At 37.3% G+C, this 25,461-nt stretch carries 22 protein-coding genes and 1 tRNA gene; 16 read left to right on the forward strand and 7 right to left on the reverse strand.

The window, feature by feature from the left end; genetic code table 11:
• The first annotated feature begins 110 nt into the window (after positions 1–110).
• Positions 111–848: a hypothetical protein gene (locus ACST15_RS02195; protein WP_459453012.1), complete on the forward strand. Its 738-nt coding sequence runs from the start codon at positions 111–113 to the stop codon at positions 846–848.
• On the opposite strand, the gene holA is transcribed toward ACST15_RS02195, so the two are convergent.
• The gene (gene holA, locus ACST15_RS02200; RefSeq protein WP_459453013.1) at positions 845–1,894 is read right to left on the reverse strand and encodes a DNA polymerase III subunit delta; all 1,050 of its coding nucleotides are present in this window, start codon (positions 1,892–1,894) and stop codon (positions 845–847) included. The two genes, ACST15_RS02195 and holA, sit on opposite strands and share 4 nt — an antisense overlap.
• A gap of 121 nt (positions 1,895–2,015) precedes the next feature.
• Here holA and ACST15_RS02205 point away from each other — a divergent pair, with 121 nt between their 5' ends.
• Positions 2,016–2,531, forward strand: coding sequence for an FKBP-type peptidyl-prolyl cis-trans isomerase (locus ACST15_RS02205; protein ID WP_459453014.1), 516 nt, complete (start codon positions 2,016–2,018; stop codon positions 2,529–2,531).
• Between the two features lie 94 nt (positions 2,532–2,625).
• On the opposite strand, the gene ACST15_RS02210 is transcribed toward ACST15_RS02205, so the two are convergent.
• From ACST15_RS02210 to ACST15_RS02220, 3 genes are all read right to left on the reverse strand, one after another.
• Positions 2,626–3,093 (reverse strand): deoxycytidylate deaminase, encoded by a 468-nt coding sequence (locus ACST15_RS02210; RefSeq protein WP_459453015.1) that lies wholly within the window; start codon positions 3,091–3,093, stop codon positions 2,626–2,628.
• 87 nt (positions 3,094–3,180) lie between these two features.
• Positions 3,181–3,453: a hypothetical protein gene (locus ACST15_RS02215; protein ID WP_459453016.1), complete on the reverse strand. Its 273-nt coding sequence runs from the start codon at positions 3,451–3,453 to the stop codon at positions 3,181–3,183.
• 157 nt (positions 3,454–3,610) lie between these two features.
• A tRNA-Met gene (locus ACST15_RS02220) sits at positions 3,611–3,684 on the reverse strand.
• Positions 3,685–3,846: 162 nt separating this feature from the next.
• Here ACST15_RS02220 and ACST15_RS02225 point away from each other — a divergent pair.
• From ACST15_RS02225 to menD, 6 genes are all read left to right on the forward strand, one after another.
• Positions 3,847–4,239: an START-like domain-containing protein gene (locus ACST15_RS02225; RefSeq protein WP_459453017.1), complete on the forward strand. Its 393-nt coding sequence runs from the start codon at positions 3,847–3,849 to the stop codon at positions 4,237–4,239.
• A gap of 2 nt (positions 4,240–4,241) precedes the next feature.
• The gene (locus tag ACST15_RS02230; RefSeq protein ID WP_459453018.1) at positions 4,242–5,702 is read left to right on the forward strand and encodes an LptF/LptG family permease; all 1,461 of its coding nucleotides are present in this window, start codon (positions 4,242–4,244) and stop codon (positions 5,700–5,702) included.
• Positions 5,703–5,779: 77 nt separating this feature from the next.
• Positions 5,780–6,055: a 30S ribosomal protein S15 gene (gene rpsO, locus ACST15_RS02235; RefSeq protein WP_109323137.1), complete on the forward strand. Its 276-nt coding sequence runs from the start codon at positions 5,780–5,782 to the stop codon at positions 6,053–6,055.
• Between the two features lie 117 nt (positions 6,056–6,172).
• The gene (gene pnp / locus ACST15_RS02240; RefSeq protein WP_459453019.1) at positions 6,173–8,320 is read left to right on the forward strand and encodes a polyribonucleotide nucleotidyltransferase; all 2,148 of its coding nucleotides are present in this window, start codon (positions 6,173–6,175) and stop codon (positions 8,318–8,320) included.
• 57 nt (positions 8,321–8,377) lie between these two features.
• The gene (locus ACST15_RS02245) at positions 8,378–9,241 is read left to right on the forward strand and encodes a sigma-70 family RNA polymerase sigma factor (protein WP_109323139.1); all 864 of its coding nucleotides are present in this window, start codon (positions 8,378–8,380) and stop codon (positions 9,239–9,241) included.
• Positions 9,242–9,274: 33 nt separating this feature from the next.
• Positions 9,275–10,963, forward strand: a complete 1,689-nt coding sequence (menD, locus tag ACST15_RS02250) for a 2-succinyl-5-enolpyruvyl-6-hydroxy-3-cyclohexene-1-carboxylic-acid synthase (RefSeq protein WP_459453020.1) — start codon at positions 9,275–9,277, stop codon at positions 10,961–10,963.
• Here menD and ACST15_RS02255 read toward each other — a convergent pair.
• The gene (locus ACST15_RS02255) at positions 10,949–11,704 is read right to left on the reverse strand and encodes a tetratricopeptide repeat protein (RefSeq protein WP_459453021.1); all 756 of its coding nucleotides are present in this window, start codon (positions 11,702–11,704) and stop codon (positions 10,949–10,951) included. The genes menD and ACST15_RS02255 overlap by 15 nt on opposite strands.
• A gap of 90 nt (positions 11,705–11,794) precedes the next feature.
• On the opposite strand from ACST15_RS02255, the gene ACST15_RS02260 reads away from it, so the two are divergent.
• Positions 11,795–12,235 carry a peptidylprolyl isomerase gene (locus tag ACST15_RS02260; protein ID WP_459453022.1) on the forward strand — a complete coding sequence of 147 codons (441 nt, stop codon included), beginning with the start codon at positions 11,795–11,797 and terminating at the stop codon, positions 12,233–12,235.
• Positions 12,236–12,471: 236 nt separating this feature from the next.
• Here ACST15_RS02260 and ACST15_RS02265 read toward each other — a convergent pair whose 3' ends face one another.
• Complete coding sequence (locus ACST15_RS02265) at positions 12,472–14,271, reverse strand: M61 family metallopeptidase (protein WP_459453023.1); 1,800 nt, start codon at positions 14,269–14,271, stop codon at positions 12,472–12,474.
• Between the two features lie 182 nt (positions 14,272–14,453).
• Here ACST15_RS02265 and ACST15_RS02270 point away from each other — a divergent pair, with 182 nt between their 5' ends.
• From ACST15_RS02270 to trmB, 6 genes are read left to right on the forward strand one after another with little or no spacing between them, the layout of a single operon-like run.
• Positions 14,454–17,477: a tetratricopeptide repeat protein gene (locus ACST15_RS02270; protein WP_459453024.1), complete on the forward strand. Its 3,024-nt coding sequence runs from the start codon at positions 14,454–14,456 to the stop codon at positions 17,475–17,477.
• A 6-nt stretch (positions 17,478–17,483) separates the two neighbouring features.
• Positions 17,484–19,181, forward strand: a complete 1,698-nt coding sequence (locus tag ACST15_RS02275; protein WP_459453025.1) for a TonB-dependent receptor — start codon at positions 17,484–17,486, stop codon at positions 19,179–19,181.
• Between the two features lies 1 nt (position 19,182).
• Entirely contained in the window at positions 19,183–20,226 is a 1,044-nt protein-coding gene (locus ACST15_RS02280; protein ID WP_459453026.1) for an HU domain-containing protein, read from the forward strand.
• Between the two features lie 4 nt (positions 20,227–20,230).
• The gene (locus tag ACST15_RS02285) at positions 20,231–21,124 is read left to right on the forward strand and encodes an energy transducer TonB (protein WP_459453027.1); all 894 of its coding nucleotides are present in this window, start codon (positions 20,231–20,233) and stop codon (positions 21,122–21,124) included.
• Positions 21,125–21,141: 17 nt separating this feature from the next.
• Entirely contained in the window at positions 21,142–22,431 is a 1,290-nt protein-coding gene (locus ACST15_RS02290; protein ID WP_459453028.1) for a bifunctional folylpolyglutamate synthase/dihydrofolate synthase, read from the forward strand.
• Between the two features lie 3 nt (positions 22,432–22,434).
• Positions 22,435–23,094 carry a tRNA (guanosine(46)-N7)-methyltransferase TrmB gene (gene trmB / locus ACST15_RS02295; RefSeq protein WP_459453029.1) on the forward strand — a complete coding sequence of 220 codons (660 nt, stop codon included), beginning with the start codon at positions 22,435–22,437 and terminating at the stop codon, positions 23,092–23,094.
• Between the two features lie 43 nt (positions 23,095–23,137).
• Here the strand turns inward: trmB and gap are convergent, their stop codons facing one another.
• On the reverse strand, positions 23,138–24,130 hold the full coding sequence (gene gap, locus ACST15_RS02300; protein ID WP_459453030.1) for a type I glyceraldehyde-3-phosphate dehydrogenase: 993 nt from the start codon (positions 24,128–24,130) through the stop codon (positions 23,138–23,140).
• A gap of 500 nt (positions 24,131–24,630) precedes the next feature.
• Here gap and ACST15_RS02305 point away from each other — a divergent pair, with 500 nt between their 5' ends.
• On the forward strand, positions 24,631–25,449 hold the full coding sequence (locus ACST15_RS02305; RefSeq protein WP_459453031.1) for a 2,3,4,5-tetrahydropyridine-2,6-dicarboxylate N-succinyltransferase: 819 nt from the start codon (positions 24,631–24,633) through the stop codon (positions 25,447–25,449).
• The last annotated feature ends 12 nt before the right edge of the window (positions 25,450–25,461 follow it).

The raw sequence follows: 25,461 nt of genomic DNA on the forward strand, positions 1-25,461 counted from the left end.
TTGACCCACTCTGGAGTCGAAAGGAAGTTTAGCCACTGGCCAACTTCAGTTTGCAAAAGCAGAACATTTTCCCCTTATTGCGGTGCAAAACTAGTACGGTTTTTCGAATTATGCAAGTGTACCATCTAAATAAAATTATATTTTTTGTACTTTTTTCTTTTGGCATTTGGCAACCTGCTTATAGCCAAATAGATAGAAATCAATTAGCCTTAGCAGATTCTCTATTTAAATCCAATCGATTATTGGAGGCGGAAAAAATTTATTTACCATTCGCTGATGCTCAGCGAAGTGAAAATGAAAGTATCCGCCTAAAATTAGCTTATATCGCTAAAGCCAAAAACGATTGGCTACAAGAATTATATTATTTATCCAGCCTGCAAGCAGAACAGGATAGACCTGCTATCGCTAAAAGGCTCCAAGAAATAGGGGATAGGCAGTCGCTATCTGGTTTTCAAATCAATCTCATGGATCAATTTCTGTGGATTTACTTTACCTATTTTCCTTACCTAATGGGATTTTTATTTGCCTTGGCTTTTTATGTGGTTGGAATTCTCAGCTTTAAAAAAGTCAAAAAAATGAAAATCAAAGCCTATAGCTTGTATTACCTAGGTTTTTATTTATTGTTTTTGGTATGGTTTGCTAATTTTCCATCTTTACTTAAATATGGGATAATCACCAAGGAAAAGGCATATTTGAGAGATTTTGCCTCCTCAGCAGCACCGGTCAAACAAATGCTAAAAAAAGGAAATAGAATCGTCCATTGGCAAAAAAAGGACATCTGGGTAAACTGCTATTTCGAGGGACAGCTAGGCTTTGTTAAAGCGGATGATTATTTACCTATCAATTAAAGGTTAAATATCTCAAAACTAAGGTCCAAAATTATTTCTCTTTCCTTATCACTGTTGCCAATAACTCCTTTCACGCGTAAATCAGCATCTTTAATAGCTTCTATGATGCGAACGACCTTGCCAAGTGGGTAATTGCGTTTTGCCATAATATAATCCTTTACAAAATAAGGATTGACACCTATGGCGCTAGCCATTTCTCCGTCAGAAATTGATCCTAAATCATGAACTTGCAGAACCTTGGAGAAAAAATTAAATAACATGATTAGCATAGGTGCAGCCGGATTTTGCTTGGTATTCTCAGCAAAATAAAAAGCTATTTTCTGTCCCTTTTCGGCATTTCGCTGAACGATGGCTTTTTGATATTCGAAATAGTTATACTCTCGACTAATCCCAATAAACTTTTCAACTTCGTCTAAACCAATTTCTTTGCCCTGTGGTACATTGACGATTAGTTTATCCGCCTCATGGGCCATTCGTTTTAAATCAGTTCCAACAAAAGAAACCATTAAGTCCTGTGCATTGGCCTGAATATGTAAGGAATGTGATCCTAAATAATCCTTTAACCAAATTCCCAATCGGTCTTCACTGATCTTTTTGGAAGCCACTACAACTCCCTTTTTATCCAAGGGCGACAAAATTTTTGATTTATCCGTCAGTAAAGTTTTAAGAGTAAAAACAAGGATAGTAGACTCCGTAGGTCTTTCGCAATAATCTACCCATGCTTTCCAATCCGAATTCCCTTTTTCCTTGGCATCTGTTTTCCCTTTTACCATGGCTTCTAAAAATACCGCTTCCTTAACAATGATGACTTGTTTGTCAGACATCATGGGAAATCTACGAGCATAGGATATTACTTCACCCAAGCTTTGATCCTTTCCATACATCACAAATTGATTAAAGCTTTGTTGATCTGGACTCAACACCTTATTTTCAAAAGCATCAACTACCTGGTCTATGAAAAATGGCTCATCCCCGTGAATCAAATAAATCGGTGCCAATTTTTGTTGTTTGATGTCTTTTAATACGTCTTGAGCACTTTTTTGCATGGAAAAATAGAATTTATAACGAAATACAAAGCTAATCAAAAGCTTCTGTTCCAAAAATAATAATCAAAGTGCAACAAGCTTTACAAATTAATCCCGTAGGTTTGCTGCAAAATAGAACAATATGCAGATTAAACCGAACTCCGTAGTATTCATTTCATATCAATTATCCTTCCCAAATGAAGAAGGCCAACCAGAAGTGGTAGAGATTGTCGATGAAAATGAACCTATGGTATTTATTCATGGATTGAGTGGCTTACCAGAAGCTTTTGAAGCAAATTTAAATGGCTTGTCCGCCAATGATACCTTTGATTTCACCATTCAAGCAGAGGACGCCTATGGTGTGGTGGACCCGAACGCCATTATTGATTTACCAAAATCGATCTTTCAAATTGAAGGACAGGATACCAGCGATATGTTAAAGGTTGGAAATTTCATTCCAATGACCGACGACCAAGGAAACCGAATGCAGGGTATGGTAGTACAAGTAGGTCCAGAAACTGTAACTATGGATTTCAACCATCCTTTGGCAGAAAAAGATTTAATGTTCAATGGAAAGGTAATCAAGGTTCGCGAAGCAACAGCTGAAGAAATTGCTCATGGCCACGTTCATGGTGAGGGTGGGGTGCATCATCATTAATTATAAATGAAGAATGTAGAATGTAGAATTGCAATAGTATCCAAAATTCATTCTACATTCTTCATTCTACATACTACTTTCCAAATATTTCACCCTATTTTAGGTCCATTTCAGCGTAAGCCTCAACTTCCACGCCAAATTTGCGTAAGAAATCCACTCCCTCATCAGATGGAAGCCCTTTATAGGCTGCATAGGAATTTAGGTAAATTACGCGTTTAATTTTCATGCTGTAAATAATCCTTGCACATGATATACAAGGGGAGAGGGTCACATAAATGGTCGAACCCTCTACATCTGCCCCATTTTTAGAGGCATATAAAATGGCATTTTGTTCTGCATGCAAAGCCAAGGAGCAAGATCCTTTAGAATCTCTGGGACATCCTTCTTCTCCAAATTCATCATCGCAATTATGTGTTCCAGCTGGAGGACCATTGTATCCAATGGAAATAATACGAGTTTCTTTGGTCAGCACGCAACCTACTTGAGCACGCGTGCAATGTGATCTCAAAGCTAAATTTTGAGCTAATTCCATGAAAATCGCATCGAATGGAGGTTTATTCATACAGGTTAAAGAAACATTGAGATAAAATCAGGGAACAAATATCCGATTTATTTTTCAAATGAGGTAATGCAGGTGGCTTCGAGAACCTCAGCCACCTAATGTTTTAATGCATTCTACACCACAAAAATCTTTCTGAAGGTGTAAAGTTAAGGTTAAACAGGCGCCTGAGGCTCTCGAAGGCGCCGAAAAAACAAATTCATAAAAGGTGGCTTCGAGAACCTCAGCCATCTTTTGTTTTAGAGCATTCCATACCACAAAAATCTTTCTGAGCGTAAAAGTTAAGGTTAAAAAGGCGCCTGAGGCTCTCGAAGGCGCCGAAGAATCAAATTCATAAAAGGTGGCTTCGATAACCTCAGCCATCTTTTGTTTTAGAGCATTCCATACCACAAAAATCTTTCTGAGCGTAAAAGTTAAGGTTAAACAGGCGCCTGAGGCTCTCGACAGCGCCACCTCGACCAAAAACCAGCACAAAAAAAAAGACAAACCCTTAAGTTTGTCTTCTAATTTACATGAAAAGTAGCGGGGAGCAGAATCGAACTGCCGACCTTTGGGTTATGAATCCAACGCTCTAACCATCTGAGCTACCCCGCCAAATTGCGTTGCAAAGGTAGCAGAAAGCGATTACAGTCACAAATAAATTCTTAATATTGATTAATTTTGTGGCAGATTTGGGATTTAGCTTAGAAATAATACCTTTGCTAAAGAGGGCTAGAATTTTGTCAGTAAAGCCTAATCCATTAATAATTACATAATATGCCAGCAAACAATTTTGAGTTTGAATACGAGGTAAAAGCCTCTCCAAAAGTACTTTATCCATATTTAAGTACCGCTTCAGGACTACAACAATGGTTTGCCGACAAGGTTACCGTACCTAATGCCAGTACCTTTCATTTTTATTGGGATGACGAAAATCATCCTGCAACTTTAGTTCAGAGTAAATTGAATAAATTCGTACGATTCGAGTTTTTCAATACCAAAGATGATTCATCCAAAGGATTTATTGAACTGAAATTAGATGTAAGCGAACTTTCCAATACGACCTATTTAAAAGTAAGTGATAGTGCATCAACTTTCAAGTCGGACGATGATGCTGCCGAACTTTGGGATTATCTTTGCGATAAATTAAAAGAAATCGTAGGAAGCTAATTATGCGTAAAATAGATAAACTAGTCCTCAATGCCTTTTGGGGACCATTTGTTCTTACTTTCCTTATTGTCATTTTTATTTTCCTCTTACGATTGGTCCTCTTTTACTTTGCCGACCTGTTTGGAAAAGACCTAGGGGCCACCGTTTACGTCGAATTATTCTTTTATTTCTCACTCATTACCGTACCGCTTGCCATGCCCTTATCCATTTTATTATCGTCACTGATGACATTTGGAAAATTAGGAGAGAATTTCGAATTGACTGCCCTAAAAAGTGCCGGTATTTCCATATTTCGTATTTTTAGGCCCATTTTTGTCACTACCCTTGTTATCTGCGTTTTCATGTTTTGGTTTGTCAATGTGGCATTACCCTGGGCCAACTTAAAAGGGTGGAGCTTGTTGTATGACATTAAAACCACCAAGACAACCCTCAACATAAAAGAAGGGATTTTCTACAATGACCTTCCCGGATATTCCATCAAAGTGGCAAAAAAATTTCCGGATAATAAAACCTTAAAGTCACTCATCATTTATGACCATACAGGTAATGATGGAAACAGACATGTTACCGTAGCGGATTCTGCCCAAATGTATACCATATTAGACCGGAAATATTTGATTTTCGAACTATTCAATGGCAAAGATTACATAGAAGATGCCGACAGAGGCCCAGGAAATGACCTTTCCGAATTAGCCATCCATAGCTTCAAACGTAGTAAAATAGTCATGTCCCTGGCCGGATTTGATTTACAAAAAACTGAAGAAAATCAGTTTGCACACCACCAAATCATGCGAAATAACAACCAGTTAGCCGATGATGCCGACTCTTTGTCAAAAAACATTCGCAATATGAGAAAAGGATTCACCTTGGCTTCCAGCGTTTATTATGTTTATTTCAGAAAACCCGTAGGTGCCTCTTTAAGAAGCATGAATTTCAACACGAAATGGATAGGTCCCAAAATAGCCGAAAAAATTAAAATTAATAAGGACTATCGGCCTATGGAGGAAATGGCCAGACAAGAAGTTCAGAATTTAATTGCCTTTGGACAAACAAATGAAGTCAATTTAAATGAACGAGTAACCGAACTGAAAAAGACAGATTTAGAATGGCACCACAAGTTCACAAATTCACTCGCTGTTTTGGTCATGTTTTTAATTGGAGCTCCTTTGGGTGCGATTATTAAAAAAGGTGGTTTCGGTATTCCGGTGGTAGTGGCCGTTTCATTCTTTATTCTAATGTATATTTTAACCCAACAAGGCGACAAAATGGCGAAAGAAGGGAAGGTGCTAGTCGAAATTGGTGCATGGATCTCTAACGGTATTTTAGCCCTAATTGGAGCTTATTTCTTACAAATTGCACTGAAAGACTCCCGACTATTTGAATCCGACTTTTATAAAATTCTTTGGGATCGAATAAAAACCTATTGGAACAATCGTAAGAACAAAGTTTCCACCCAAGCATAAGCAGGTATATTTGGAATTTCTCATTAAAATTCCTACTTTTGCAAATTAATTTTTCACAATTTAAAAACTGGTAAAAGATGTATTTGTCACCCGAGAAAAAACAAGAAATTTTTGAATCTAAAGGGAAAGCAAAGTCAAAAATCGATACTGGTTCTGCTGAATCGCAAATTGCGTTATTTACATTCAGAATCAATCATTTGACGGAGCACCTAAAGAAAAACAAAAAAGATCATAGCACTCGCTTAGGTCTTTTGAAATTAGTTGGTAAGCGTCGTCGTTTACTTGATTACTTAACTCGTACGGATATTACACGTTATCGTGCAATCATCGCTGAATTAGGTATTCGTAAATAAGATTAATGGCAGGGTTTCATTTCATGAAGCCCTGCTTTATTCATTGCGGTACAGTTTGAATCATCAAACAAACATCTTTATTCTACGCATAGGGCGTAGCAATTTATTCAAAAACGTATGTCATTCAACATTATTACAAAACATATTTCAATGCCTGACGGCAAGGAAATCCAAATCGAAACTGGCAAATTAGCCAAGCAAGCCGATGGAGCCGTTGTTGTCAAATCAGGAAATATGATGTTGTTAGCTACAGTAGTAGCCAACAAAGAGGCCAAAGAAGGAGTGGATTTCCTTCCATTATCTGTCGATTATCAAGAAAAATTTGCGTCGAACGGACGTATCCCTGGATCTTTCCTTAAAAGAGAAGCTCGCCTTTCTGATTATGAAATTCTAATCTCACGTTTGGTGGACCGCGCTTTGCGTCCCACATTCCCAGATGACTATCATGCTGACGTGCAAGTTTTAATTAATTTAATTTCAGCTGACTCAGAAGTTTTACCTGATGCTTTTGTAGGTTTAGCTGCAGCGGCGGCATTGGCGGTATCCGATATCCCTTTCAATGGACCAATATCCGAAGTTCGCATTGCTAAAATCAATGGGGAATATAAAGTAAATCCTACCGTAAGTGAATTAGCTGGTGCCAGCCTAGAATTAATCGTGGCTGCCAACGAAAATGATATTTTAATGGTGGAAGGTGAAGGTGACGAAGTTTCTGAAATAGAAATGTTAGAAGCTTTGAAAATCGCTCACGAAGCTATAAAATTACAATGTGCTGCTTTAAAAGAATTAACTGTTGCGACAGGTAAGACTGAAAAGCGTGCTTATTCACATGAAACACACGACGAAGAACTACGTGCTGAATTGTGGAAAAACTATTACGATAAATATTTGGCAGTAGCTAAGCAAGCTAATCCTAAAAAGGATGAGCGTAAAGCCGCTTTCAAAGCCATCGTTGACGAATATGTTGCTTCTTTACCGGAAGATCATACCGTGAACCTTTCATTGGCCAAACATTATTTCCACGATATAGAAAAAGAAGCTGCTCGTCAATTAGTATTGCAAGAGCGCTACCGTTTGGATGGACGTAAATTGAACGAAATTCGTCAAATTACTTGCGAAGTAGATTATTTACCTACTCCTCATGGTTCATCCGTGTTTACTCGTGGAGAAACTCAGTCATTAACTACCGTGACATTAGGAACTAAGATGGATGAGCAAATCATCGATCAACCTATGACACAAGGTTATAATAAGTTTATGCTGCATTATAACTTTCCAGGTTTCTCAACAGGGGAGGTAAAACCGAATCGTGGCGTAGGTCGTCGTGAAGTTGGTCATGGTAACTTAGCCATGCGTGCCATCAAGAAAGTTCTTCCTAAAATGGAAGATTTCCCTTATACCTTGCGCATTGTATCGGATATCTTAGAATCTAACGGTTCTTCTTCTATGGCCACTGTTTGCGCAGGTACCTTAGCTTTGATGGATGCAGGTGTAAAAATCAAAGCACCGGTTTCTGGAATTGCCATGGGTTTAATCTCCGACCCTAAAACAGGTAAATATGCCGTTCTTTCTGATATTTTAGGTGATGAAGATCACTTAGGTGATATGGACTTTAAAGTAACTGGTACAGAAAACGGTATCACGGCTTGTCAAATGGACATCAAAGTTCAAGGACTTTCCTACGAAGTTTTAGTGGAAGCTTTATCTCAAGCTAAAGAAGGTCGTTTACACATCTTGAATGAGATGAAAAAAGCGATTCCACAGGTAAGAGAAGATTTCAAGCCTCAAACTCCTCGTGCTACTGTTATCAAAATCATGAAAGACCAAATTGGTGCGGTAATCGGACCAGGCGGTAAAGTGGTTCAAGATATCCAAAAGCAATCAGGAGCTACTGTAACCATCGAAGAAAAAGAAGATGGTGGTTATGTAAGTGTATTCTCAGCGAATGGTGCAGCCATGGATCACGCGGTTAGAATGATCAAGGGTATAGTAACTATTCCAGAAGTGGGAGAGGTTTATGATGGTAAAGTAAAAAACATTCAAGCATTTGGTGCTTTTGTGGAATTTTTACCAGGAAAAGATGGTTTACTTCATATCTCTGAAATATCATGGGATCGCATCGAAACCATGGATGGCGTTTTCAAAGAAGGAGACAAAGTGAAAGTAAAATTGGTAGAAGTAGACAAGAAAACAGGAAAATTCCGTTTATCTGCTAAAGTGTTATTACCAAAACCAGAACGTAGCTCAGAAAATTCTGACAACTAATATGTTATTTCATGGGTTATATGTTTTTATAACCCATTCATTCTTTTGTAAGCCCCTATGAGACAGCTAAAAATTAGCAAACAGATTACCAACAGGGAGAGTCAATCACTCGACAAATACCTTCAAGAAATTGGCAAGGTGGATTTGTTGACCCCAGACGAGGAAGTAATTCTCGCTCAAAAAATTAGAGATGGGGACCAATTATCCTTAGAACGTCTCACGAAAGCCAATTTACGTTTCGTCGTATCCGTAGCAAAACAATATCAAAACCAAGGACTTAGCTTAGGTGATTTAATCAACGAAGGTAATCTAGGTTTGATTAAAGCAGCGCAACGTTTTGATGAAACTCGTGGTTTTAAATTTATTTCCTATGCCGTATGGTGGATTCGTCAATCCATCTTACAAGCTTTAGCAGAACAGTCTAGAATTGTTCGTTTACCCTTGAACCGTGTAGGTTCTTTGAATAAAATTTCAAAAACCTTTTCTGAGTTAGAACAAAAATTCGAACGTGAACCTTCTCCGGAAGAATTAGCCGAAGTTTTGGAAATCTCAACCGGTGAGGTAGTAGATACATTAAAGATCTCTGGACGTCACGTATCCATGGATGCACCTTTCGTGCAAGGAGAAGAAAATTCCTTATTAGATGTATTAGAAAATGACTCAGAAGACAAACCTGATTCGGGTTTGATCAATGATTCACTACGTAGAGAAGTTCAACGTGCTCTTTCAACTTTAACACAGCGTGAAGCCGATGTGGTAACTTTGTATTTTGGTTTGAATGGAGAGCATGCTATGACCTTAGAAGAAATTGGAGAAAAATTCAATTTGACTCGTGAACGAGTAAGACAAATCAAAGAAAAAGCGATTCGTCGTTTACGTCACACTTCGAGAAGTAAAGCACTGAAAACATATCTTGGATAATTTAAAAAGCCTCTCACGAGGCTTTTTTTACCTATGGCCTTCCCCTCTGGACTTGTAGAACTAATCGAAACCTTTAACCAGCATGGTGTAAATCAGGCTGTTATTTGTCCTGGATCTAGGAATGCACCCATCATGCTGGCGATAAGTCGACATGCAGCTATTCAATCCTTTTCCATCAGTGATGAACGCTCGGCTGGATTTTTTGCTCTCGGTTTAGCACTTAAATCTCATAAGCCAGTAATTCTTTGTTGTACCTCTGGTTCCGCTGCATTAAATATGGCTCCCGCCATCGCAGAAGCTTATTTTCAGGAAGTACCATTGATAATTCTAACGGCAGACCGACCGCAAGAGTGGATTGGACAGTGGGATGGGCAGACCATATATCAGGAACGAATATTTGGAGCTCATGCCAAACAATATTTTTCCTATTCAACCCGTTCACATGAATCTTCAGATGAACTTTGGCATAGAAATAGAATAGCCAATGACGCATTTTGGTCAGCCTTTTCTGCACCACAGGGGCCAGTACAGATCAATATTCCTATCCAAGAGCCCTTTTATCCGGAAAAAGGAGCAGCCCTAGCTCAAGTAAAACCAATCAGAAAAATCCAAAGATGGTCTGCTAAAAAATCCTTGGATATCAACATCAAAACATTTATTCAAAGGAATGTCAGTGCTTCCAATAAGATCCTAATCACGGTAGGACAAATGGCCTTGAACAAACAAATTCAAGACCTCATGGATGAATTGATGAAAAAAGGAATACCTGTTTTGGCTGATTCAATTGCCAATTTATCAGAAGTTGCCCTGGATAGCCATGATTTGATTCTAGCAAATTCGCAAAACTGGGAAATCCTACAGCCCGATCTTCATATTCACTTAGGTAAAAGTTTTGTTACCAAAAGAATCAAGCAATTTTTAAGAGCCAATTCTGAAAAGCAGGAATGGCAAATAAATCCTCATGCTCAGGCTCTTGTAGCTGATCCATTCAAAGGTTTACAACATCTGATAGAAGTGGATGAAATTGATTTTTTAAAGGAATTAGTCCAACTGAACATCCCAAATCAACAGCAATCATATTTTCAAGCTTGGAAAAATGCCGATGAAATGGTTTCAACCCAGCAAGTACAATCTACTTCTGGATGGAATGAATTACATATATTTCAGCAAATAGCTCCATTTCTTCCAAAAAGTAAGGCTGAAATTCATGTAGCTAATTCGCTATCTGTCAGATATTTAAATTGGATTAAATTCGTGCCAAAAGGCATTGAGGTTTTTGCTAATCGGGGAACATCTGGAATTGATGGTTGTTTGAGTACAGCCTTGGGTGCTGCACAAAGTAATTCCAATCTAGTGATTTCCATTATTGGTGATGTGGCATTTCATTACGATAAAAATGCATTCTGGAATTCCTATTTACCCAATAATTGGAGAATTATACTAATGAATAACCGTGGGGGAGGTATTTTTAGAAATTTAGATGGAGCTAAAGATTTACCTGAATTGGAAGAATTCATGGAAACTCAACAAGTTTTTCATGCAGAAAACGTAGCAAAGGATGCTGGAATAAATTATATCAGCGTTAAAAATGAAAATGAATTAGTTCACGCTCTAAAAAACTTTTTTCAAGAGTCCGACCGCGCACAATTAATGGAAATCGAAACTAATTCAAGCATCAATGCCGCTGCTTTGGCACAATACATGGCCTTATTTAAGGGCTAATTCCTTATTAATTTTAGCTAAGTTTTTCAAAAATAGTTCATTGTTAGGTTCTATCTCTAGAGCTTTACGCACCCATTTTTCAGCTAATTTCCATTGCCTTCTTTCTATCTCCAAGTACCCTAAATTATTGTAAATCAAATGCTTATACTTTCCTTTAAGCAAGGCATGTTGAAATGCTTTTTCAGCTAAATCCAATTCACCCATGGTTTGTAATACCACTCCTTTATTGATCAATGCTTCCACCAAATTGCTATCTAACTGAATCGCTTTTTCATACGAAGCTAAGGCTTGGTTATTTGATTCCTTTTCAAAGAAAATATCTCCCTGCAAACGGTGGCAGGCTGAGGAATCAGGAAACAACTTAACTAATTTTTGTACCTCAAGCTCGGCTTCATCCAATCGCTTCATATTTTGAAGCATTTCAACCTTTTTAAATAATGCCGGACCAAATTTCGCATCTAATTCAACAGCCTCGGAGAAGTCGGTTAAAGCTTCCTCATTTTTTTCCAATTGCTCATAAATCAAACCTCGATTATAATACGCATCCGAAAAGTCATTTTTCTTCAAAATCGCTTCGCTATACCATTTAATCGCCTCAAAATATTCCTTTTCTTTAAATTTTTGATTTCCTCGTAAAAAGAATTGAGTAGCTTCTTTTTTTTCCTTTTCAGAATCACAAGCTAATAGCCCCACAAAGAAGAGCATGCAAAAAATGGGACTAAGTCGTTTGATAGAAGACATGTGATGTTTTTAGTTTAGGCAATAAAAAGAATTCAATTTAAATAATTCAATTTTCATTCGCATCTTTGTGCCTCAAAATTAAATGAAATTATGGCATACGCAGAAATGTTGACCGATAAAGGGTTGATGAAAATTAAATTTTATGAGGAAGATGCTCCCATCCACGTGAAAAACTTCATTGATTTATCCAATAAAGGATTTTATGATGGAGTAACATTTCACCGAGTAATTGCTGATTTTGTGATTCAAGGAGGAGATCCAACAGGTACTGGTGCTGGTGGCCCAGGATATACTATTCCCTGTGAATTAACGGGTAACAATCAATTTCATGATCGTGGAGTTTTGTCGATGGCACACCGTGGACCAAATACAGGTGGTTCCCAATTCTTTATCTGTCATTCTAGAAACAATACAGCACATTTAGACCGCAAACACACATGTTTTGGTAAGGTGGTAGAAGGTTTAGAAGTGATTGATTTAATCCGTGAAGGAGATAAAATACAAAGTATTAAAATCGTAGAAGAGGCTTAGTATATGCATTTCATCAAAGAAATTCCCCACGAATCCATGCGAATTTCCTTGTTTGAATGGAACTCCAAATACATTTTGAAATTTGAAGCCCCTAATTTGGAACAAAGCTACAAATTTTCAGTCTTGGACTTTTCCTCTCAAAAAGAAATAGAGGAGCTGGCATCCAGCTCCTCCTTTCAAAATTTCGTCTTAAATAATTTCCATTCCATGTATGCCGAAATGGGCAAACATACGCTTTAGTTCATTTTACCCAACCATTTAGCACGTAAAGACTTTTGACCCTCGGTCAATTGATTCATCGTAGTCAGTTTAAAAGCAGCCATGCTTGATTGTCCAACTGGAACAGCAAAGGTTCTTTCTAATCCATCTCGACGAACCGTAAATAATAAGGTATCACCTATTTTTTTGTCTTTCAAAGATTTTTCAATGCTTTCAAAGGTTTCTGTATTGACTTTTAAAACTTCATCGCCCACATTTAAACCATAATCATAAGCTGTACTTCCTTTTAAAACACTTGTGATTTTACCTGCGGTTACGCTAAAACCTAAAAAAGGAATGGCTTTTCCCACATTGGAGTCAGCCCAATCGTATCCAACTTCCTTAAATAATTGGGCATACTCAGGAGTTTTTGTTCCGTATACCCATTGTTCAAAAATCGTTTTTGCTGAAGTTCCAGCCACTTTTGAAAAAGCATTTTCTAATTCAGCATCCGTAAATCCTCGCTGTAATTTGACATAATAATTTTGGTATAAATAACGAAACACATCATCTAAATTGGCCTTTCCTTGACTCTGCTTAATCACCCAAAGGTTCAAGACTGTTCCCAAAACTGATCCTTTAGAATAATATGAAACAGTGGAATTACGGCTATTTTCATTAGGACGGTAATACTTAATCCAAGCATCCCAAGAAGCAGAGGCTGCAGATTCCACTTTGTTTCCTGGTGTATTTTCAACCGAAGAAATCTCATCAGCCACCGATTTCAAATAAGCATCCGTAGTCGATTGCCCTGAACGTTGTAAAATTAATGCTCCATAATAGGAAGTCATTCCCTCAGATAACCATAAATTATGGGTATAATTCTCATTTTCATAATCAAAAGGCCCTAGGGCTTTAGGACGAATGCGTTTCACATTCCATAAATGAAAATATTCATGTGATAATAAGCCAAGAATTCCGTGATATCCATTTTCCGTTTCGTAGGCAGTTCTTGAAACTTGACATGTGGTAGAGTATAAATGCTCCAAACCACCCGTGCCTCTTTGTAAATTGTGTATGATGAATAAATAATGATCACATGGATGTACACCTATAACGCGTGCCGCTTCTTCACACATTTTCTTTACATCGGCAATAAATTTAGTCGTGTCTACTTTGGCTTGACCATAAAATGCAATCTGATGAGGAATATTCCCCACCTTAAATTGGAATACTTGATGATTACCAATTTCGATCGGGGAATCAATCAATTCATCTAAATTCTTAGCTTCAAAAGTATTCGGAGCTGTCTGCTTCATGGCAGTAGAAATTCGATGAAAGGATTTATGCGGGTTAATTTGAAGCCCCTGAGCTTGTTGAGCTAACTCATTCACATAAAGTAGAACAGAAGCAGGATTGATATAGCCATGCGTATCATCTAGGAAAGAAGTACGTACAGATAACTCAAATGCGTATACGTCATAACTGATACTCACTTGCTTTTGACCCTTACTGATGGGTACACGCCAAGTATTTTTATTGATTTTATCAACAGGAATCAATTGTCCATTTTTAAGGGTAGTCAAAGATTCCACGTTGCGAGCAAATTCCCGAATCAAATAAGAACCAGGAGTCCATGCTGCCATCTTAAAATCAATATAAGATTTGTTCCAGTGGGCTTGGCTTAGATCGACAGTCGTTTTAACTTGAAAGTAATGCGTATGCGGGGATGCCATACTGATTTCATGTCGTATAGCAGGGGAGGCACCAAAGCCTAATAGGTTGATTCCCAATAAAAGTGTGACTAATAGCCAGGAATTTCTAGTAAATTTTGTCATGAATTTTTTAAAAATTAAACGTTGATCAGGTGTAGGGCATAAAGATAAGAAAATCGCCTTAATCAAACTAAAATTGGACATTGTATCCCCAAATTAGCCTAAATAAATTGGGAGTTCGCTACAATTATTTGGAAGAAAAATCGTATTATTGTAGTAATTGAGAATGCTGTAATCTTCTACAAATGAGAAAACAAAACCGTACACTTTGCTGGATTCCAGCTATTTTATTTTTCTTGCTTTCTTGGTCGGCAGTGGCACAACAAACCTTAAGTTTTGGGGATCAGACACTACACTTCCGACAGGCCAAAGAATATTTTGATTCAAAAAACTATGTTGCGGCCAAAGAAGAATTTTCAGCCTATCTAGCAAGTTTGGAGCCACTTAATAATGAGCAAGCGGGTCAAAAAGTCTTAGCTGAGTATTATATGACCATGTGTACCTTGTACATGAGTCAGCCTGAAGCAGAAATTGTAGCCGATCGTTTTGTAGCCAATTATCCAGAGCATCCTCAAGCTGTTAAATTAATGCGAGGTATTGGTAGTTTCTTTTACGACAACGGTGATTATAAAAAAGCCATCAAATATTTAAGTAAGTCCTCTGAGACTAATCTAGAAGCTAAGTTCAAACTGGCCGTTTCTTATTATCAATTAAAGGAGCTTAGAGAAGCATTGCCGCTATTCAATGAAATTAAAGCTGAACCGGAGGAAGAATTTGCTTTTGCTGCAGCCTATTATGCTGGGGTCATTAATTTTGGAGAAAAGCGATACGGTGAGGCCAATACAGACTTTAAAAAAGCCAAAGGTTCGAGCCGTTTTAGAAAAGATATCCCCAATTGGATAGCCATGTGCTACTTCCATGAAGGGAAATTTAATGAATTATTGAATTATGCTGAACCAATTTTAAAACAGAAAAAGCCTGGGTATAATCTAGATGAACTTTCTCTTTTAGTGGCTGAGGTTCAGTTTAAGCTCGCATATTTTGAAAAAGCAGCTATCAGCTACAGCCTATACAAGAAACTTAATCCCACTAAAATTACTCCAGAGATTCAATACCGCTTTGGATACTCTTTGTACAAAACCAATAAATTCAACGAAGCCTCAGACGAGTTGAAAGCCTTGGCAGGCAAAAAAGATACCTTGGCTCAATATGCAGCTTTCACTTTAGGATTATCCCAATTGAAGGCTGGAAATCTAGAAGCTACTTTGCAGGCTTTTGGACAAGCTAAAGCCTTGGCATTCAATGCACAAATACAAGAAGAAGCCTATTTTAATCATGCCAAAGTATTATTAGACTTAGGTAAGGCAAGTGAAACTATTTATGCGATTCAAGAATTCAATAAAAAATACCCTAAGAGTAAGTTTTTAGAGGAATCCACTGAATTGGTAGCTGATGCCTTTATCCATTCCAACAACATTCAGGCTGCTTTGGATTATTTAAAAGGTTTGGCCAATCGCAATTCAAAATTAAATGCCGCATATCAAACCTTGACTTATAATTTAGGTGTAAAGGCATACAATGAAAACAAATTTGATCAGGCATTGGAATTGTTTCAAACCTCCTCAGAAAATCCAGAAAGTGCTGACTTGAAATTTCAGGCCTTATTTGGGAAAGGAGAGGCTTTGTCTCAACAAAAGAAATATGAACAAGCCATTCAGGTTTATTCTCCCTTATTGATAGGTACTCCACCAGTTGCTAAGCCCAATGACTTTTTACAAAAGGTACGTATGGGATTGGCCTATGCCTATTTCAACACCAAAGATTTCAATAAAGCCAATGTTTTATTTAAGGCCTATGTTGATCGCTTGAAGTTAAGTCCGGATGCTAAAAATAATCCAACCATCTTAATACGATTGGCTGATACATATTTAGTGTCTAAAAAATATGATGAAGCCTTAACCTATTACAACCAAGCCATAGATTTGGCCAAAACAGAAAAGGATTATGCCTTGTATCAAAAAGGAGTAACCTTGACCTATTTGAACCGCGACAATGAAGCAAAAGCTAGTTTCAAACAACTAAGAACTTCATTCCCTAATTCAAAATATGTGGATGATGCTGCGTTCCAAGAAAATGTCATTTCTTTTAATACCAATAAATACAAAGAGGCCATTGTTGGTTTTAGCGATTTGATTGAGAACAATCCGAAAAGTCCATATTTTACCCAAGCCTTACTTAAACGTGCACAATCTTATGCCAATACCAACCAGCATGAATTGTCCATCGTTGATTACAAGCGAATCATCCAGGAGTTCCCAACAGATAAAACGGCTAAAGATGCCTTGGTGGGTCTTCAAGAGGAATTAAATGAAGTAGGTAGGCCTGAGGACTTCGGTCAATTATTAGGAAACTTTCAGAAAAACAGTCCGGATGAAGCTGAAAACGTGGATTTAGAATATCGCGCTGCCAAAGGGATATATTTAGGTGAAAAATACGATAAAGCCATTGCCCCATTGAAAGCCTTTATTGAGAAGTATCCCAATAATGAGAATTTAGTGGAAGCTACTTTTTTAATTGCCGATGCAGCTTATCGTACCAATAACAAACCAGAAGCTTTGATTTTCTACAAAAAGATGATTGAACAAAATGTTCATCCTCAAATTAATAAAGCCATTCAACGTAGCGCTGAAATGGAATTGGAAAATAAGAACTATTCTGCATCAGCCAATTGGTATCATGTGTTTAAGACAAAATACACAGGACCTAAAGACCAGATTTTAGCAAATAATGGCCTATTGACAACATTCCTAGCGGCCAATATGCTAGATTCTGCTGCTTATATAACCGATGAATTAATTCAGTCAAAAGATATCCTCGAGGAGGATAAAGCCAAATTGGCAGAAAAAATGGCAAATACTTTTGAGGCAGGGGGTGATGTAGTAAATCAAAGGAATTGGTTAGGCATAACCACCAATTTGGATAAAAATGACATAGGAGCTGCGGCCCAATTGAAACTAGCTTCGTTGTTATTCAAGGAATCTAAATTTAAAGAATCCAGTGAAATGATTTTAGATAAATTCAGAAATACTTATTCCGAAGCTTCTGACGCTATTTTGGGTAAAGCTTATATTTTATTGGCAGATAATTTCATAGCATTGAAAAATATACCACAAGCGAGAGCCACTTTAAAATCCATCGTAGATAACTCCAGCGATGCCGAAGTAATACAAACTGCGAAAACTAAATTAGAAAGCTTACCCTTAAAATAAAATAAGATGAGATTCAATCGAACAGCTAAACAAGTACTATTCACTGCTACATTCGGACTCTGCTTAGGCACATTTGAGGGTTTTGCCCAAAAAAGAGAAGGCTCTATCCAGGATGAAGCCATCGAAGTAGAAAAGACTCGAAAAATAGAATTACAGCCTCAAGTATCTCGCGGCTTTGACCCATTGGAAGAAGCTCAAGATTTGCGCAAGGACCGTAAAATGAAATACGATTTAGTGGACAGGAAATGGGAGGGTACTCAATTACCCAAAATCAGCACCTCCGTAGTGGATCCCAGAGAAGGAGATGAGTTAACCTCTTCCTATGGGCCAAAATTCAAAAATGTATTTAAGGTAGGTGCCGGAAATTACGGACATACCTTAATGAATGCCCATTTCGGATTTACTCCAAATGAAAATTCTTTCCATGGATTATATGTAAACCACGACGCCAATCGTAGAGGACCCGTTGCAACGAGTTTTTCTGGTAGAAACGAAAATGAGATTAAGGTATATAGTAAAACTTTTACACCTTCTTATTTATTAAATGGATCAATAGGCTATAAAAGGGTAGAAGCAAATTGGTATGGAAGACCTGAAGAACAATTCAACAACATGGCCAATGGGACATTTGGGGTATATTATGACCGATTTAATTATGTAGGAAGCATTTCAAGTGCCAAAAAAGATGCAAAATTTGACTATATCGCCACGTCAGGTTTAACCATGATGTCTACTTCACAAAATGAAAGAGAATGGATCTGGGATAGTAAAATTCAAACCGTATTAACGATCAATGATAACTTGTCGGCACATTTCTCTGGGGATATGACCATGAGCGAATATGCAAGTTTGGAAAATAACCGAAGAGAATTATATCGTGTAAAGCCAAGCTTTTTCTACAAGAATGACCGGGTGTCCATACACGCAGGTATCAATGTAGTTAATGAGAAAGATAAATTGCGAAGCCTAAACACCACCAGTTTATTCCCAGTAGTTAAATTGGATTATAAAGCTGCCAATTTTATCCACTTTTTCGCAGGTTTAGGAGGAGATACTTATTTCAATACCCTAAGTCAAATGGTGGCACAAAATCCTTGGTTGAGAAATCGAATTGATTTAAGAAACACCGCTCAAACGGCTAATGTTTTTGGTGGATTTAAAGGATCCAATGAACGTAGTTTTGATTTTGAATTTAAATTCATGTATTCTGAGTTCAGTAATTTGTCCTTTTTTGTCCCTAGTTCAGCTGATAGTTCAAAATATGCTATTGTTTATGCTGGTGATTTGAAAAAGGCACAAGTGATGAACTTCTCCGGTCAATTTAATTACCAATTGAATGAGCGGTTTCTATCGGTATTGAAATACGATATCAATCAGTATGAAAATTTAGGTACTTTAGAAAAAGCCTATCACCGACCAGCGATGAATATCTCTTTCACCAATTCCATTACGTTTAAAGATAAAATCATCATTTCACCCGATGTATTTTATATGAACGGACTTTATGGTTTGAATCCTAGAACCAATACTGCAGTTGCCATGAAAGACATCATTGATTTGAATTTAAAAGTGAATTATTTAATCACTAAAAAGTTCAATGCAGCAGTGAGTGCTAATAATTTACTTGGAAAAAATTATGAAAGGTATTTATTTTACCCTTCACAAGGATTAAACTATACCGTAAGCGTAGCTTATTCATTCTAATATGACCCTTAATAACTCCATTGTCAACTTAATTGAAACCTTACTCTATGAGCATGACTGCATCATTATTCCCAATTTTGGGGGTTTTGTGGTCAATGTTAAAGATTTTGAATTCAATGCCAAGGAGGAAATCATTTACCCTAGAAAAAGATGGATTGCCTTTAATGAGCGACTTCGTTCAGATGATGGTATTTTGGCTACCGCTTGGGCAAAAAAGGAGGGAATCAGTCATAAAATTGCTTTTGACCAAATCAATCAATTCAGTAAATCATTGAAAGATTTGCTCATGTCAGAGCAACACATGGTTTTAAACAAGTTAGGGACATTCAGCCTAACAGCAGAATCTAAAATCGCGTTTACACCAAATCCTGATCAAAATTTCGATTTAAGTCAGTTTGGACTAATGCCTGTAGCTTTACCAAATTCGCCTAGTATTTCCAAGCCGGTTTTGATTGAAAACCCAATAGAAAAATCCATGTCTTTGCATGAAGAGATAAGCGAAGTGGAATTGGAGGAGATTCAAGAGGAATTAGCACCTAAAAGAATAAGCACCAAAGTCTACGTATATGCATTACTAGCCTTTATATTGGGCGGTCTTAGTGCCTATTTTTTAACAGAACCCAATTCTCGTTATGTAAATAGCTCTTTAAGCCCCTTTACTATTAAAATTAAAAAAGAAAAATCTGCTCCGGTTCCTATAGCAACAAAAGCCTTTGTTCCAACAGAAAAAGAGATTCCTGTTGATTCGCTTGTAGATGCGCCATTGGAAGAACCTAAAAAAGCATTATCAGAAGGCCCTACGAAAGATGCAACTGAGAAAGTTTATTTAGTGGCCGCGAGTTTTTTAACTCAAGCCAAAGCCGAAATGGCCATTCAAGAATTAAAGTTGAAAGGTTTTGATCAAGCTGTAATATTACCTAAAGACGAAGACGCCATCCATTTTCGTGTCAGTATTGGTACAGAAGCCAGTATGGAAGCTGGATATAAAAAGGCAGCTGAATTAAAAAGCCAAAAGAAATTAGACATTTGGGTGTTTAAACCATAAGAATATGAATAGCGTTCTCGCACAGAAAGAACTTGATAAAAAAAATCAGTTAAAAGCATTAGTACTCACCATTTTAATCAATGGAGGGCTATTGTTACTTTTCTGGACTTTAAATATTTGGTCAGGCGATGAGGTAAAAATGGAAATACCAGCTGGTGGTTTTGAAGTGAATTATGGTAATACGAATGAAGGGGGTGGGGATATTCAAACTCATAATCAAGCCAATGATTTACTCAATGAAGTTGAATCAAAACCTGCTGATAAAAAAGTAGAGCCTAAGAAGGAAATTGTTAAGACTACGCCTACCAAGGAGACCCCCTTATTGAGTTCAACAGTAAAAAGTACCGTAAAAATAGCTGATAAACCAGCTGAAAAAACGGCCGTTCAACCTCCTAAGCCGGTTGTTGAGGAGCAACCTAAAATAGATGAATCCGCATTATTCAAAAAGAAATCAAGCAGTAATGGTACTCGAGGTACCAGTGATGCTGCTGGTGGGAATTCCAATGGAAATGATAAGGGTAAAATTGGTGACAAAGGTCAATTAGACGGAGATATTAATAATTCAGCCATTTATTCCGGACAAAAAGGAAAAGGTGGGGGCAGTGGTGGAGGAATTGGAGGTGGAAATGGAGTAGCCTTAAATATGACAGGCTGGGCATTAGCCTCTAGACCACAAGTCAATGACGATTCGGATGAATCTGGCATCATTCGTTTTTCTTTAAAAATTGATGAGAGTGGCAACATTATTTCCCTTAGAATCATTGAAAATACCTTATCGGCCTCGGTGGCTCAGAAATACAAAAGAGCCGTAGAAAAATTAAGCTTTAAACCAACCTCAGCTGGGGAGCGTCCTGAGGTTTCTACAGGAACCATTGTATTTAAAATCAATTCGAAATAATTCTTTTTCATCATCGAATGGATTATAAAGAAGTCATAGCTTTTTTATACAGCCAATTACCCGTATTTCATCGGGAAGGGAAAAAAGCTTTTAAACCTGGACTAGGGAATATACAGCAGCTTTGTGCCCGTCTAGGAAATCCACAAGATTCATTCCCATCCTTGCATATTGCTGGAACCAATGGAAAAGGGAGCTCTTCTCATTTTATGGCTTCCATTTTACAGGAGCATGGCTATCGAGTAGGTCTTTATACTTCACCTCACCTCAAATCATTTACGGAAAGGATTAAAATAAATGGACAAAATGTCGCGGAAGATTGGGTGGTTGATTTTGTAGAAAAAAACATTCAGCTCATTCAAGATATCAAACCCTCATTTTTTGAATGGACGGTCTTGATGGCCTTTTCTTATTTTAAAGAACAACAGGTTGATTGGGCTATTATTGAAACTGGTCTTGGTGGACGATTGGATTCAACCAACATCATACAGCCTAAAGCTTGTTTTATCACCAATATAAGCTGGGATCACCAAGATATTTTGGGAGACCGGCTTGAATTAATTGCAGCAGAAAAAGCAGGGATCATTAAACAAGGCGTTCCCATTTGTATTTCAGAAAGACAATCCTTTTCAGAAAATGTATTTTTAGAGAAGGCTAAGGAAATGAATTCCTCAATAGTTTTTGCTGAAGACCAAATTCAATGGACTGGCATTACTCATGAGCAAGATAAACTACGGCTAATTGGAAAATCTAAGCAGCAGGAGAAATTCGAAATTTTATCACCTTATGCAGGAGAATATCAAGTAAAAAACATTGCTGGTGTATTGGCCTGGTGTGAGCAAATTCAATCACAACATATCATTCCAATGGAATGGACAAAAATTATTCAAGGTATTGAAAAATCAAAAATCAATACCCAATTACACGGTCGATGGGAGCAAATTCAGAAAAATCCATGGATAGTGGCCGACACAGGACATAATGAAAGTGGAATAAGCCAATTATTAAGTCAAGTTGAGCGTCTCAATCAGGGTGATTTATGGATAATCTTAGGAATGGTGGCGGACAAAGATATTCACAAAGTTTTGAAATTATTCCCAAAGAAAGCTCATTATATTTTCTCCCAAGCACAAAATCCAAGAGCCCTTTCAGCTGAAAATTTACAAGAAATGGCACTAGAGCACGGATTAGTGGGTATATGTGAGAAGGATGTCAATAAGGCCATAGATTTGGCCAAAAATTCGACACAGAAAAATGATTTTATATTAATTACTGGCAGTACCTATTTGGTGGCTGAAATAAATGCGTAGGTTTTGAGTAGAAGAAAAGAATTTAAATATGATTTAGCCATCAAATCTCCCTGGGTTATTCAATCTGGAAAAGATTTTTTTGATGCTTGCCGAGGAAAATGGAGATCAAGTTATTTTCAAAATGCGAATCCCATCGTGTTGGAATTAGGCTGCGGAAGAGGAGAATATAGTTTGGGTTTGGCCAAATTATTCCCAAATAAAAATTTTATAGGTATCGATATCAAAGGGGATCGCTTGGCAGCAGGTGCTAGGCAAGCTGAAGCAGAAGGACTAAAAAATGTGGTATTTCTGAGAATTCACATCCAACATTTACCTGAATTCTTTGACGAAAATGAAGTTGATGAAATTTGGATTACATTTCCTGATCCTCGGCCCAAAGACCGTGATGAAAAAAAGCGGTTAACTTTCCCATTTTTTTTAGATAAATATCAAACAGTTTTGAAAAGTCAAGGTATCGTTCACCTGAAAACTGATTCAGATTCCTTTTTTGATTATTCACTTGAACAATTAGTCAAAGCTCCTTGGCAATTACTCATCCAGACTTGGGATTTATATCAATCGGAATGGAATCAAGATCATTTTGGAATTAAAACCCGATTTGAAGATATCTTTTATCGAAAAGGATTTTCAATCAAGTATTTACGGGCTATCAATAATAAATAAAAAAGGGAGGCAAGCCTCCCTTTTTTGTTGTATGTTTTAATGATTATCCTACGCGAGCAATTAAATCTGCTGCACGAGATGAATAACCGTATTCATTATCATACCAACCTACTACTTTCACTAAAGTTCCCATAGTAGAAGTTAATTTTGAATCAAAAATACATGAGTGAGAATTACCGATGATATCGATAGATACGATTTCATCTGTATTATATTCTAAGATACCTTTCATTGGACCTTCTGCTGCTTTTTTAACAGCTGCGTTAATCTCATCTGCGCTTACTTCTTTTTTCAAGATAGCAGTAAACTCGGTAACAGAACCATCTGGAGTAGGAACACGCATGGATGAGCCATCTAATAAACCTTTCAAGTGAGGAAGTACTAAACCAACCGCTTTAGCAGCACCTGTAGAAGTAGGAATAATAGAATAAGCAGCTGCACGCGCACGACGTAAGTCAGCATGTGGAGCGTCTTGTAAGTTTTGATCAGCAGTATATGCGTGGATAGTCGACATATATCCTTTTTCCAAACCAAATGCATCATCTAAAACTTTAGCCATAGGAGCTAAGCAGTTAGTAGTACAAGAAGCATTGGAAATAATTGTCATATCATCCGTTAATGTATCTTCGTTTACACCCAATACTACTGTAGGAACATTTCCTTTAGCAGGAGCTGAGATAATAACTTTACGAGCACCAGCGGTTAAGTGTTGGCCTGCGCCAGCTTCATCAACGAAACGACCTGTAGATTCTAACACCACGTCTATTCCTAAAGCACCCCATGGCAATAATTTCGGATCACGCTCAGCTAATGCCTTGATTGACTTTCCATTGACAGTAATAGAATCAGCATCAGAAGTCACAGTTCCATTGAAACGACCGTGAACAGAATCATACTTCAACAAATGGGCCAGCGTGGCGTTGTCTGTTAAATCATTGATCGCAACAACCTCGACATTTTCCTTTTCTAATAATCTACGAAAAGTAAGTCGACCAATACGACCAAATCCATTAATAGCTACTTTAATTTTTTTCATTGATACAAATAATTTGATTTCAGATTAAAATCAAAAATAGCCATTTTTCCCCAATTCTCAAAAATTGGACGATAAATATATGTTTAATCGCAAAGAAGGCACTTTATACAAAAGTAAACACCTCGATAAATATTTACCCATTTGGCTAATTAAATAGATTTTTGTAAAAATTTCATTGGATACGTTTTTTATTCAAGCTTTTTTTGCATATTTACATATACCAATGACTCGGCAAAATCAGCAGGGTAGGGGCGTGACAGAATGTCACTTGTCTTTTTAGCTAATTTCTAGCTCGTTTTTCACCAAATTTTATTTTGAACAATTTATCAACTATCTGATAATCAATCAATTAACTTATTAAAGTTGAAGTTAAATTTTAGTAAGTTTTTTGGCGGTTTTATACATTAAACACATTTTTCCAGTAGATAATTCCATGGCCATATTGATTATGCAGGCATTTTCTACGTTCTTTGTATTATCAAATTTTGCATACATATTATATGAATTCATTAGAAAATATCATTCAATCAGCTTGGGAAGACACTTCCTTGCGTCAAAACCCGGAAGTTATTCAAGCCATAGAAGAAGTGGTTGAAAAGGTCGATAAAGGAATCTTTCGTACAGCAGAGCCATTAGCTGATGGAAGCTGGCAAGTAAACGAATGGGTTAAGAAAGCTATTGTAATGTATTTCCCTATTCGTCAGATGTCAGTAAGTGAGGTAGGTATCTTTGAATACCACGACAAAATGCGTTTAAAATCTAATTACAAAGAATTGGGTGTACGTGTGGTTCCTCCGGCGGTTGCCCGTTATGGCGCCTACTTAGCTAAAGGAACTATTTTAATGCCATCTTATGTCAATATTGGTGCCTATGTAGATGAGGGAACGATGGTTGATACCTGGGCAACAGTTGGAAGTTGTGCTCAAATTGGTAAACACGTCCATTTAAGTGGTGGTGTGGGCATTGGTGGCGTATTAGAACCACCTCAAGCTGCCCCAGTAATCATTGAAGATGGAGCCTTTATTGGTTCTCGTTGCATTGTAGTGGAAGGTGCCCATATCGGTAAAAAAGCCGTTTTAGGGGCAGGTGTAACCATCACAGGTAGCTCTAAAATCATTGATGTAAGTGGTCCAGAACCCGTAGAATACATTGGTTTTGTCCCTGAAAATTCCGTGGTTATACCTGGAAGTATTCAAAAAACCTTTGCTGCAGGAACTTATGGAGTACCATGCGCTTTAATCATTGGTAAAAGAAAAGAAAGTACAGATTTAAAGACATCCTTAAATCAGGCCTTACGTGAAAACAATGTAGTCGTTTAACGTCAGAAATTG

This window comes from Aquirufa sp. Wall-65K1 (assembly GCF_054558475.1).